The sequence below is a fragment of the uncultured Ferrovibrio sp. genome (assembly GCF_937960835.1).
Taxonomy (GTDB): Bacteria; Pseudomonadota; Alphaproteobacteria; order Ferrovibrionales; family Ferrovibrionaceae; genus Ferrovibrio.
In genome coordinates, this window is the sequence record NZ_CALGPC010000010.1 from 192,391 (window position 1) to 204,645 (window position 12,255).

Sequence of the window (12,255 nt, forward strand, 5' to 3'; positions counted from 1 at the left end):
GAGGTCCGCCCTTCGCATATCGTCTATGAAGCCGAAGCTTACTCGGCAGCGTCGCCCACGGCGGCCTGCAGTTCGCTTTCCAGGGCATCCGCGAATTCGCGGTCGCGCTGGGCGGCAAGCTGCTTCATGCGGTTCATGATCGCGCCGGTGCCGACCGGGATCAGGCGGCCGACGATGACGTTCTCCTTGAGGCCGACCAGCTTGTCCACCTTGCCGCCGACGGCAGCCTCGGTGAGCACGCGGGTGGTCTCCTGGAAGGAGGCCGCCGAGAAGAACGAGCGAGTCTGCAGGCTCGCCTTGGTGATGCCGAGCAGAACCGGCATCGCCGTGGCGATCTTGCGACCTTCCGCCGCCGTCTTGGCGTTGACCTCTTCGAACTCGGCCTTGTCAACCTGCTCGCCGATCAGGAAGGTGGTCTCGCCCGGATCGGTGATCTCGACCTTCTGCAGCATCTGGCGGCAAATCACCTCGATGTGCTTGTCGTTGATCTTCACGCCCTGCAGACGATAGACCTCCTGGATCTCGTTCACCAGATAGTTGGCCAGAGCCTCGACACCCATCACCTTGAGGATGTCATGCGGCGCCGGGTTGCCATCGAGCAGATGGTCGCCCTTGCGGACGAAGTCGCCTTCCTGAACGGCAATGTGCTTGCCCTTCGGGATCAGGTACTCGACCGCCTCGCCCTCGCCATCCACCGGCTTTAGCAGCAGGCGGCGCTTGGCCTTGTAGTCCTTGCCGAATTCCACGCGGCCGTCGATCTCCGCGATGATCGCGTGATCCTTCGGACGGCGGGCTTCGAACAACTCGGCCACACGTGGCAGACCGCCGGTGATGTCGCGGGTCTTGGTGCCTTCCACCGGGATACGGGCAAGCACATCACCCGCATGCACCTTGGCGCCGTCCTCGACCGAGAGGATTGCGTCCGCCGACAGGTAGTAACGAGCCTCGGCGCCGCTGACTAGGGTCAGCACTTCGCCATTCTCGTCACGCAGCGTGATGCGCGGACGCAGCTCGCTGCCCTTCGGGTTCTGCTTCCAATCCGAAACGACCTTGTAGGAAATGCCGGTCGCTTCGTCGGTCGCTTCGCGCATCGACACGCCTTCCACGAGGTCGCGGTAGTTCACGATACCCTCGCGCTCGGTGATGATCGGGCGGGTATACGGATCCCACTCGGCGATGCGCTGACCCTTCTTCACCATGCCGCCTTCGTCGGCCACCAGTCGGGCGCCGTAAGGCACCTTGTGGCGGGCGCGCTCGCGGCCGTTCTGGTCGACCAGCACCACTTCGCAGTTGCGGCCCATGACCACGAACCGGCCCTGGCTGTCGGTGACCAGATTGCGGTTGATGATCTTGATGGTCGCGTCGTAAGCGGCCTCCAGGCTCGACTGCTCCGCCACCTGGGCGGCGCCGCCGATATGGAAGGTGCGCATGGTGAGCTGCGTACCCGGCTCGCCGATCGACTGCGCGGCGATGACGCCGACAGCCTCGCCGATATTGACCGGAGTACCGCGAGCGAGGTCGCGGCCGTAGCACTTGGCGCAGACGCCGGTCTGGCTGTCGCAGGTCAGCACCGAACGGATGATGACGCTCTCGACGCCGGCGGACTCGATGCGGTCGACATCGCGCTCCTCGATCAGGTCGCCGGCCTTGACCAGCACCTCGCCCGACAGCGGATGCTTCACATCCGTGCTGGCGGTGCGGCCCAGGATGCGCTCGCCGAGAGTGGCGATCACCTCGGCGCCCTCGACCACCTCGCGGACGGTCAGGCCGCGCTCGGTGCCGCAATCCTCCTCGGTGATGATGCAGTCCTGCGCCACGTCGACGAGACGGCGGGTCAGGTAACCCGAGTTCGCGGTCTTCAAGGCGGTGTCGGCCAGACCCTTACGGGCGCCGTGGGTCGAGTTGAAGTACTCGAGCACGGTGAGGCCTTCCTTGAAGTTCGAGATGATCGGCGTCTCGATGATCTCGCCCGACGGCTTGGCCATCAGGCCGCGCATGCCGGCGAGCTGCTTCATCTGCGCCGCCGAACCGCGGGCGCCCGAATGGGCCATCATCCAGATCGAGTTGGTCGGCTTGCGCATGCCGGTGGCCGGATCGATGTCGGTCTGAATGACCTTCATCATCTCGTCCGCCACGCGGTCGGTGCACTGCGACCAGGCGTCGACAACCTTGTTGTATTTCTCGCCTTGGGTGATCAGACCGTCCTGATACTGCTGCTCATATTCGGCGACCAGCTTGCGGGTCTCCTCGATCAGCTTTTCCTTGCTGGCCGGGATGACCATGTCGTCCTTGCCGAAGGAGATGCCGGCCTTGAAGGCGCGGTTGAAGCCGAGGGCCATCATCTTGTCGCAGAAGATGACCGTCTCCTTCTGGCCGCAATGGCGATACACCACGTCGATGACGTTGGTGATCTCCTTCTTGGTCAGCAGCTGGTTGATGATCCGGAACGGCACGTTCTTGTGCTTGGGCAGGATCTCGCTCAGCAGCATGCGGCCCGGCGTGGTGGTGACGCGGGCGACAATCGGATTGCCGTCGGCGTCCACCGTGTTCAGGCGAGCCTTGATGCGGTGATGCAGGCTGATCGCCTTGGCATCCAAGGCCTGCTGGATTTCGGCGACCGTCGAGAAAACAGGGGTCTTCTCCACAATGGCGCCGTTCTGCAGCAGACGCTCAAGCTCGGCCTTGACCGTGGTCTTGGGCAGCTCGATCTGCGTCTTCGGGTCGAAGAGGATGACGTCGTCCTCAGCCCATGCCTTGAGCAGAGCGGCAGTGTCCTTGACCTTGAGCACGTTGCCGAGCGGCGCCGGACGCTCCATGGTCAGGTAGTAGAGGCCGAGCACGATATCCTGCGACGGCACGATGATCGGCTTGCCGTTCGCCGGGCTGAGGATGTTGTTGGTGGACATCATCAGCACGCGGGCCTCGAGCTGGGCTTCCAGCGACAGCGGCACATGGACCGCCATCTGGTCGCCATCGAAGTCGGCATTGAAGGCCGCGCAGACCAGCGGATGAAGCTGGATCGCCTTGCCTTCGATCAGGGTCGGCTCGAAAGCCTGGATGCCGAGGCGGTGCAGGGTCGGCGCGCGGTTCAGCAGAACCGGATGCTCCCGGATGACCTCTTCCAGGATGTCCCAAACCTCGGGACGCTCCTTCTCGACCATCTTCTTCGCCATCTTGACGGTGGCTGCAAGGCCGCGCAGCTCAAGCTTGGAGTAGATGAACGGCTTGAACAGCTCGAGCGCCATCTTCTTCGGCAGGCCGCACTGATGCAGCTTCAGCTCAGGGCCGACCACGATGACCGAACGGCCCGAGTAGTCGACGCGCTTGCCGAGCAGGTTCTGACGGAAGCGGCCCTGCTTGCCCTTCAGCATGTCGGACAGCGACTTCAGCGGACGCTTGTTGGCGCCGGTGATGACGCGACCGCGGCGGCCGTTGTCGAACAGCGCATCGACGGCTTCCTGCAGCATGCGCTTTTCGTTGCGGACGATGATGTCCGGCGCGCGCAGCTCGATCAGCCGCTTCAGGCGGTTGTTGCGGTTGATGACGCGGCGATACAGGTCGTTCAGGTCCGAGGTGGCGAAACGGCCGCCATCCAGCGGCACCAGCGGGCGCAGCTCGGGCGGGATCACCGGAATGACGGTCATCACCATCCATTCCGGCTTGTTGCCGGACTCGATGAAGGACTCGATCAGCTTCAGGCGCTTGACCAGCTTCTTCGGCTTCAGTTCCGAAGTCGTTTCGGCCAGTTCCTGGCGGATCTTGTCGCGCTCCTTCTCCAGGTCGATAGCCATCAGAAGGTCGCGGATCGCCTCGGCGCCGATCTTGGCGACGAAAGCGTCCTCGCCATACTCTTCCTGGGCGCGGTAGAGCTGCTCTTCCGTCAGCAGGTCGAACTGCTTGAGCGGCGACAGGCCCGGCTCGATGACGACGTAGTTCTCGAAGTACAGGATGCGCTCGAGATCCTTCAGTGTCATGTCGAGCATGAGGCCGATGCGGCTCGGCAGCGACTTCAGGAACCAGATATGCGCCACCGGCGAGGCCAGCTCGATATGGCCCATGCGCTCGCGACGGACCTTCGAGAGCGTGACTTCAACGCCGCACTTCTCGCAGATCACGCCACGATACTTCATGCGCTTGTACTTGCCGCACAAGCACTCGTAGTCCTTGATCGGGCCGAAGATGCGGGCGCAGAACAGGCCATCACGCTCCGGCTTGAAGGTACGGTAGTTGATGGTCTCCGGCTTCTTGATCTCGCCGTAGGACCAGGAGCGAATACGCTCCGGGGACGCGATCGAGATCTGGATCTGGTCGAAGCTCTGCGCGCCCTGGGGCTGGCCGAATACGTTGCTGAGTTCGTTCATGTCTATCGTCTCCTAGTGGAGAATACGTTGCGTGGCGGTCAGTAGGAGCGCTGCGACAGCTCGACATTGAGGCCGAGCGACCGCATCTCCTTGACCAGCACGTTGAACGATTCCGGAATACCGGCCTCGAAGTTGTCGTCGCCACGAACGATGGCCTCGTAGACCTTCGAACGGCCGGCAACGTCGTCCGACTTGACCGTCAACATCTCCTGCAGGGTGTAGGCAGCGCCGTATGCCTGCAGCGCCCAGACCTCCATTTCGCCGAAGCGCTGGCCGCCGAACTGCGCCTTGCCGCCCAGCGGCTGCTGGGTGACGAGCGAGTACGGACCGATCGAGCGGGCGTGGATCTTGTCGTCGACCAGGTGGTGCAGCTTCAGCATGTAGATGTAGCCGACCGTTACCTTGCGGTCGAACGGCTCGCCGGTGCGGCCGTCGATCAGGGTGACCTGGCCCGACTTGTCGAAGCCCGCCTTCTCCAGCATCTCGACGATGTCGGCTTCATGCGCACCGTCGAAGACCGGGGTAGCCATCGGCACGCCGCGGCGCAGGTTCGAGCACAGCTCGAGCAGCTGGTCGTCCGACAGATCGTTGATCCGGTCAGCCACCTCCTGCTTCGAGTAGATGCCCTTCAGCAGCTTGCGCAGGTCTTCAGCCTTGGCCGAATTGCGTTGCACCTTGTCGAGCATGTCGCCGATCTGGCGGCCAAGACCGGCCGAGGCCCAGCCGAGGTGGGTCTCAAGGATCTGACCGACGTTCATGCGCGAAGGCACGCCCAGCGGGTTCAGCACGATATCGACCGGCGTGCCGTCCTCGAGGTAGGGCATGTCCTCCTCGGGCACGATGCGCGAGATGACACCCTTGTTGCCGTGACGGCCGGCCATTTTGTCGCCGGGCTGCAGCTTGCGCTTCACCGCGACGAAGACCTTGACCATCTTCATCACGCCGGGCGGCAGCTCGTCGCCCCGCTGCAGCTTCTCGACCTTGTCCTCAAAGCGCTTCTGGATGCGGGACATAGCCGTGTCGTACTGCTTCTTCAGCGCCTCGACGTCGGCCATGTTCTTTTCGTTCTTGAGGCTGATCTGCCACCACTGCCCCGGGGTCAGCTCGTTCAGAACCTCCTCGGTGATCTTGCCGCCATCCTTGAAGCCCTTCGGGCCCTTGTCAGCCTGCTTGCCGAGCAGCAGCTCGCGCAAACGGCTGTAGATGGAGCGCTCGATGATCGCCTTCTCGTCGTCGCGGTCCTTGGCCAGACGCTCGATCTCGGCCCGCTCGATGGCCAGCGCGCGCTCGTCCTTCTCCACGCCATGGCGGGAGAAGACGCGCACTTCCACGATGGTGCCGGAGACGCCCGGCGGCACGCGCAGCGAGCTGTCGCGCACGTCGGAGGCCTTTTCGCCGAAGATGGCGCGCAGCAGCTTCTCTTCCGGCGTCATCGGGCTTTCGCCCTTCGGCGTGATCTTGCCGACCATGATGTCGCCCGGATGGACTTCGGCACCGATATAGACGATGCCGGCCTCGTCGAGGTTCTTGAGGCCTTCCTCGCCAACATTCGGGATGTCGCGGGTGATTTCCTCAGGACCCAGCTTGGTGTCGCGAGCCATCACTTCGAATTCCTCGATGTGGATCGAGGTGAAGACGTCGTCCTTGGCGATGCGCTCGCTGATTAGGATCGAGTCCTCGAAGTTGTAGCCGTTCCACGGCATGAAGGCGACCAGCACGTTGCGGCCGAGCGCCAGTTCACCGAGTTCGGTCGACGGACCGTCAGCGATGATGTCGCCGGCCTGAACCACGTCGCCCACCTTCACCAGCGGACGCTGGGTGATGCAGGTATTCTGGTTCGAGCGCTGGAACTTCAACAGCTTGTAGATGTCGACGTTCGACTTCGACATATCCGTCTCGTCGGTCGCGCGGACCACGATACGGGTACCGTCGATCTGGTCGACCACGCCCGAGCGCTTGGCGACAATGGTGGCGCCGGAATCGCGGGCCACCACTTCCTCCATGCCGGTGCCGACCAGCGGCGCCTCGGCGCGGATCAGCGGCACCGCCTGACGCTGCATGTTCGAGCCCATCAGCGCGCGGTTGGCGTCATCGTTCTCCAGGAACGGGATCAGCGCCGCGGCGACCGAAACGAGCTGCTTCGGCGAGACGTCCATGAAGTCGATGTTTTCGGGACGCACCATCACGAAGTCGCCGTTGCGGCGGCAGGAGACCAACTCACCGACGATCTTGCCCTTGGCGTCGACCTCGGCATTGGCCTGAGCGATGGTGTATTTGCCCTCTTCCATCGCGGTCAGATAGACAACCTCGTCGGTCACCTTGCCGTCGCGCACGCGGCGGTACGGGCTTTCGATGAAGCCGTACTGATTGACGCGGGCATAGGTGGCCAGCGAGTTGATCAGACCGATATTCGGGCCTTCCGGCGTCTCAATCGGGCAGATCCGGCCGTAATGGGTCGGGTGCACGTCGCGCACCTCGAAGCCGGCGCGCTCGCGGGTCAGACCGCCCGGGCCCAGCGCCGACAGACGGCGCTTGTGAGTGATCTCAGATAGCGGGTTGGTCTGGTCCATGAACTGCGAGAGCTGGCTGGAGCCGAAGAACTCGCGCACCGCAGCCGCCGCCGGCTTGGCATTGATCAGGTCATGCGGCATCACGGTGTCGATATCCACCGAGCTCATGCGCTCGCGGATGGCGCGCTCCATGCGCAGCAGGCCGATGCGGTACTGGTTCTCCATCAGCTCGCCGACCGAGCGGACGCGGCGGTTGCCGAGATGGTCGATGTCGTCGATTTCGCCGCGGCCATCCTTCAGTTCGACCAGCGTGCGCACGCAGGCCAGGATGTCTTCGGTGCGCAGCACGCGGACGCTGTCATCCGCCTCGAGACCGAGACGGGCATTCATCTTCACGCGGCCGACAGCCGAGAGGTCGTAGCGCTCCGGATCGAAGAACAGGCCGTGGAACAGCGCCTCGGCGGTGTCCATCGTCGGCGGCTCACCCGGACGCATGACGCGGTAGATTTCGAACAGCGCCTGCTCGCGGCTCTGGTTCTTGTCCGCGACCATGGTGTTGCGGATGTAGGCGCCGATGGTGACGTGGTCCACGTCGAGCACCGAGATCTGTTCGATGCCGGCAGCTTCCAGCATCTCGATCTTCTTGATGTCGAGTTCCTCGCCCGCCTCGAGATAGATCTCGCCGGTCTCTTCGTTGATGATGTCGAGCGAGTTGTACTTGCCGACCATGTCCTGCGGCGTGACGAGCAGCTCCTTCAGGCCCTCTTCCGCCAGCTTCTTGGCCAGGCGCGGCGTGATCTTGGTACCGGCCTCGACGACGACCTTGCCAGTCTTGGCGTTGATCAGGTCATTGTTGACGCGCAGGCCGCGCATGCGCTCGGCATTGTAATCCGTGCGCCAGCCCTTCTTGTCACGCTTGTAGATCACCTTCTTGTAGAAGGCGTCCAGGATCTCTTCCTGGGTCAGGCCCAGCGCGAAGAACAGCGTGGTGACCGGCAGCTTGCGGCGGCGGTCGATGCGGACATGGACGATGTCCTTGGCGTCGAATTCAAAGTCGAGCCACGAGCCGCGGTACGGGATCACGCGGGCGGTGTAGAGATACTTGCCCGAGGAATGGGTCTTGCCCTTGTCGTGATCGAAGAACACGCCCGGGCTGCGATGCATCTGGCTGACGATGACGCGCTCGGTGCCGTTGATGATGAAGGTGCCCTTGTCCGTCATGAGCGGCATGTCGCCCATGTAGACGTCCTGCTCCTTGATATCGAGCACGGACTTGGCCTGGGTATCGGGGTCGACCTCGAAGACGATCAGACGGAGCGTAACCTTCAGCGGTGCGGCATAGGTCATGCCGCGCTGCATGCACTCGTCAACGTCATATTTCGGCTGCTCGAATTCGTACTTCACGAATTCCAGAGACGAGGTCTCGGAGAAATCCTTGATCGGGAAGACGGACTTGAAGACGCCCTGCAGGCCCACATCCGGGCGCTGATCGGGATCCTCGTTCATCATCAGAAAACTGTCGTAGGAACTTTTCTGAACCTCGATCAGGTTGGGCATCGAGGTAATGCTCGGGATGCGCCCGAAGCTCTTGCGAACGCGCTTGCGGCCGGTGAACGACAAGGTCATGTCTGTCCCAAATCTATCTATGCGGCGTCTGTCACGCCGCGCGGTTCCGGAAAGCGATGAATTTCACGGGCCCATTATCCCGCCGGGCGATCGCCGCGCCCAAATTCCGAAAACCGCATCGACCCGCCGAAAATCCGCGGCGGACGGAGGTGCCTTGAAATCAAAGAGCCCTGATATAGGGCGGTGCCGGGACAGGTCTACACCTAACCTGCCCCGGACCGTACGCGTAATTACTTGATCTCGACCTTGGCGCCCGCGCCTTCGAGCTGGGTCTTGATCTTGGCAGCTTCGTCCTTGCTAACGCCTTCCTTGACCGGCTTCGGCGCACCCTCGACGAGGTCCTTGGCTTCCTTCAGGCCCAGGCCGGTGATGGTGCGGACTTCCTTGATCACGTTGATCTTGTTGGCGCCGGCATCAGCGAGGATGACGTTGAACTCGGTCTTCTCCTCAGCGGCCGGGGCGGCAGCGCCACCACCAGCAACAGCGGCAACAGCCACCGGAGCAGCAGCCGAAACGCCCCACTTCTCTTCGAGAAGCTTGGCAAGCTCAGCGGCCTCGAGGACGGTCAGCGACGACAGTTCGTCGACGATCTTCTGCAAATCAGCCATTTCAATGACTCCTAGTTTAGGTTCGATACCTGGTTAGACAATTGGTTGGCTTGAAGCCTTAACCTTTGGTGGCGTAAGCGTTGAGCACGCGGGCCAGCTGGCCTGCGGGCGCCTGCACGACGCCGGCGACCTTGGTCGCAGGCGCGTTGAGCAGGCCGATGATCTTGCCGCGCAGTTCGTCAAGCGACGGCAAGGTCGCCAAGGCCTTCACACCCTCCGCGTTCAGCACGGTTTCGCCCATGGCGCCGCCAATAACGACGAACTTCTCGTTCTTCTTGGCAAACTCCACGGCGACCTTCGCTGCCGCGACCGGATCATTCGCGTAAGCGATGCCGGTCGGGCCCTTGAAGAAAGGCTTCAAGGACGCATAAGGGGTGCCCTCAAGGGCAAGACTCACAAGTCGGTTTTTCGCGACCTTGAAGCTGGCGCCAGCGGCACGCATCTGACGGCGCAGCTCAGTCACCTGAGCGACGGTCAGACCGCTGTTCTGGGTAACAACCACAACCTGGGTCTCCGAGAAGACCCGCTTGAGATTGTCCACCAGCTCCTGTTTTTGAGCACGATCCACTTGCTCGTCTCCTAACAAGAATCAGGTTGCCCTGATCTGGTTGGCACTCTGAGCGATCGGAGGTCGCCATACTCAACGCCGGCGGCAAACCGATCACCCGGTTCGCCTGTCCCAGGGCTCGAACCTTCTTGGGACCGCACGATCGTTCGCCGGTCCCGTGAAGCTTCTTGTCCCCGTCTATGCAGGTGGCCTTACCCATTAAATCCCTCGGCTGAAAAGCTTCGGGAGGCCTGCAGTCTCGGACAGGTTGCGGACATCCAGTCTCCCGGATGCCGCTTCGCCGGCCCTCCCCTGGCAAAAGCCTCAGGAGGCCCGGCGAAACTCGTTTACTTAGGCAGCGGCCTTTTCGGCGCCGCCGCCCAGAGCATCGTTCAGCTCGACGCGCACGCCCGGACCCATGGTCGAGGACAGCGCGACCTTCTTGACGTAATGGCCCTTCACGCCGGCCGGCTTGGCCTTCAGCACGGCATCGATGAAGGCCCGCACGTTGGCGAGGATCTGCTCCTCGGTGAACGACGCCTTGGCGATGCCGGCATGGATCAGACCAGCCTTCTCGACGCGGAACTCAACCTGGCCGCCCTTCGCAGCCTTGACCGCGCCGGCGACATCCATGGTGACCGAGCCGAGCTTCGGGTTCGGCATCAGGCCGCGCGGGCCGAGCACCTTACCGAGCTTGCCGACCACGGCCATCATGTCCGGGGTGGCAATGCAGCGATCGAACTCGATCTTGCCGCCGGTGATGATCTCGGCCAGATCGTCGGCGCCAACCAGGTCGGCGCCAGCCTTCTTGGCTTCCTCAGCCTTCGGCCCCTTGGCGAAGACGGCGACGCGCACGGTCTTGCCCGTGCCCGAAGGCATGGTGACGACGCCGCGGACCATCTGGTCGGCATGGCGCGGATCGACGCCGAGATTCATCGCGATCTCGATGGTCTCGTCGAACTTCGCCTTGGCATTGCTCTTCACCAGCTTGACGGCCTCGGCGAGGCTGTAACGCTGGTCGGGGTTCACGGTCTTTGCAGCCGCAGTGTAACGCTTGCCCTTATGTGCCATGATGCAGCCCTCCCCTTATTCGCCGCGAACGTCCAGGCCCATGGAACGGGCCGAACCAACGATCATACGGCAGGCGGCATCGATGTCGTGGGCGTTGAGATCCTTCATCTTCTGCTTCGCGATCTCGCGCACCTGATCCATGGTGATCGAGCCCACCTTGTCGCCACGGCCCGTGGCCTTGGCGCCAGACTTGATGTTGGCGGCCTTCTTCAGGAAGTAGGTCACCGGCGGAGTCTTGGTGACGAAGGTGAACGAGCGGTCCGAATACACGGTGATCACCACCGGGATCGGCATGTCCTGCTCGAGATCCTTGGTCTGCGCGTTGAACGCCTTGCAGAATTCCATGATGTTGACGCCGCGCTGGCCGAGAGCCGGACCAATCGGCGGCGACGGGTTGGCCTTACCGGCCGGAACCTGCAGCTTGATGTAGCCTTCAATTTTCTTCGCCATACTCTTTCCTTTCCTGCCTGGAGGCGGTCAGCCTCCGTTAGCGGATGCGCGGTGCGGCGGGTCGGCCCGGCGAACAAGGGCCTTAGCTACCTCCCACGCGACGAAACCGGGCCGGCGACAGCCAGCCCGGGCACCAGCCAGATCAGAGCTTCTCGACCTGGCCGTATTCCAGCTCCACCGGGGTGGCGCGGCCGAAGATCGATACCGCCACCTTGAGGCGGGCGCGCTCTTCGTCGACTTCCTCCACCACGCCGGAGAACGACGTGAACGGACCGTCGGCCACGCGCACCTGCTCGCCCACTTCGAAGGTGATCGAGGGCTTCGGATGCTCGACGCCCTCCTTCACCTGATTGGCGATCCGCTGCGCCTCGGCCTCCGTGATCGGCGACGGCTTGCCGCCCGAGCTCAGGAAGCCGGTGACCTTCGGCGTATTCTTGACGAGGTGATAGGTCTCGTCGGTCATCTCCATCTTCACCAGCACGTAGCCGGGGAAGAACTTGCGTTCGGCATTGACCTTCTGGCCGCGGCGGACTTCCACCACTTCCTCAGTCGGCACCAATACCTCTTCGAAGAGGTCGCTCATGCCCTTCTGCGCCGCGGTGTCGCGGATCGCCTGAGCAACCTTCTTCTCGAAATTCGAGTACACATGGACGATGTACCAGCGCGCCGCCATCGTCAGCTCCCCAGGCCGAGGATCAACTGCACTCCAAAGCGCAGGATCGAGTCGACCACAAAAAAGAACAATGCGGCGATCAAGCCCATCACGAATACCATCGCCGTGGTGACGAGGGTTTCCTTGCGGCTCGGCCAGGTGACCTTCGCGGTCTCCTGCCGGACCTGACGGAAAAACTCGATCGGACTGACTTTCGCCATCGCCTTAACTATCCACCTAAAACGTACCGTCTGTGCCACGCTGGCAGGGGTGGAGGGACTCGAACCCCCAACCCCCGGTTTTGGAGACCGGTGCTCTAGCCAATTGAGCTACACCCCTGCAGGCGCACCAGATCGTCGCTTACGCGATGATCTTAGCGACGACGCCGGCGCCGACGGTGCGGCCGCCTTCGCGGATCGCGAAGCGCAGG

General features: G+C 62.9%; 9 protein-coding genes and 1 tRNA gene. All 10 read right to left on the minus strand.

The window, feature by feature from the left end:
* Nucleotides 1-38: 38 nt before the first annotated feature.
* Nucleotides 39-4,361, minus strand: a complete 4,323-nt coding sequence (gene rpoC / locus Q0603_RS10975; RefSeq protein WP_298725530.1) for a DNA-directed RNA polymerase subunit beta' — start codon at nt 4,359-4,361, stop codon at nt 39-41.
* Nucleotides 4,362-4,399: 38 nt separating this feature from the next.
* Nucleotides 4,400-8,497 carry a DNA-directed RNA polymerase subunit beta gene (rpoB, locus tag Q0603_RS10980; protein WP_298725532.1) on the minus strand — a complete coding sequence of 1,366 codons (4,098 nt, stop codon included), beginning with the start codon at nt 8,495-8,497 and terminating at the stop codon, nt 4,400-4,402.
* Nucleotides 8,498-8,727: 230 nt separating this feature from the next.
* On the minus strand, nt 8,728-9,105 hold the full coding sequence (gene rplL / locus Q0603_RS10985; RefSeq protein ID WP_298725534.1) for a 50S ribosomal protein L7/L12: 378 nt from the start codon (nt 9,103-9,105) through the stop codon (nt 8,728-8,730).
* Nucleotides 9,106-9,163: 58 nt separating this feature from the next.
* Nucleotides 9,164-9,673: a 50S ribosomal protein L10 gene (rplJ, locus tag Q0603_RS10990; RefSeq protein ID WP_298725536.1), complete on the minus strand. Its 510-nt coding sequence runs from the start codon at nt 9,671-9,673 to the stop codon at nt 9,164-9,166.
* Nucleotides 9,674-10,003: 330 nt separating this feature from the next.
* Nucleotides 10,004-10,723, minus strand: coding sequence for a 50S ribosomal protein L1 (gene rplA, locus Q0603_RS10995; protein WP_298725538.1), 720 nt, complete (start codon nt 10,721-10,723; stop codon nt 10,004-10,006).
* A gap of 15 nt (nt 10,724-10,738) precedes the next feature.
* The gene (gene rplK / locus Q0603_RS11000) at nt 10,739-11,173 is read right to left on the minus strand and encodes a 50S ribosomal protein L11 (protein WP_298725540.1); all 435 of its coding nucleotides are present in this window, start codon (nt 11,171-11,173) and stop codon (nt 10,739-10,741) included.
* A 142-nt stretch (nt 11,174-11,315) separates the two neighbouring features.
* Nucleotides 11,316-11,846 carry a transcription termination/antitermination protein NusG gene (gene nusG, locus Q0603_RS11005; RefSeq protein ID WP_298725542.1) on the minus strand — a complete coding sequence of 177 codons (531 nt, stop codon included), beginning with the start codon at nt 11,844-11,846 and terminating at the stop codon, nt 11,316-11,318.
* Nucleotides 11,847-11,848: 2 nt separating this feature from the next.
* Nucleotides 11,849-12,046: a preprotein translocase subunit SecE gene (secE, locus tag Q0603_RS11010; protein WP_298725543.1), complete on the minus strand. Its 198-nt coding sequence runs from the start codon at nt 12,044-12,046 to the stop codon at nt 11,849-11,851.
* Nucleotides 12,047-12,087: 41 nt separating this feature from the next.
* Nucleotides 12,088-12,164 (minus strand) — tRNA-Trp (locus Q0603_RS11015).
* A 21-nt stretch (nt 12,165-12,185) separates the two neighbouring features.
* On the minus strand, nt 12,186-12,255 hold a 70-nt coding region (locus Q0603_RS19360; protein ID WP_198552046.1), incomplete at its 5' end, for a hypothetical protein.

Coding starts and splice junctions, on each gene's coding strand:
- rpoC (WP_298725530.1), bottom strand. CDS start 4,361: ATGAACGAACTCAGCAACGTATTCGGCCAGCCCCAGGGCGCGCAGAGC.
- rpoB (WP_298725532.1), bottom strand. CDS start 8,497: ATGACCTTGTCGTTCACCGGCCGCAAGCGCGTTCGCAAGAGCTTCGGG.
- rplL (WP_298725534.1), bottom strand. CDS start 9,105: ATGGCTGATTTGCAGAAGATCGTCGACGAACTGTCGTCGCTGACCGTC.
- rplA (WP_298725538.1), bottom strand. CDS start 10,723: ATGGCACATAAGGGCAAGCGTTACACTGCGGCTGCAAAGACCGTGAAC.
- rplK (WP_298725540.1), bottom strand. CDS start 11,173: ATGGCGAAGAAAATTGAAGGCTACATCAAGCTGCAGGTTCCGGCCGGT.
- nusG (WP_298725542.1), bottom strand. CDS start 11,846: ATGGCGGCGCGCTGGTACATCGTCCATGTGTACTCGAATTTCGAGAAG.
- secE (WP_298725543.1), bottom strand. CDS start 12,046: ATGGCGAAAGTCAGTCCGATCGAGTTTTTCCGTCAGGTCCGGCAGGAG.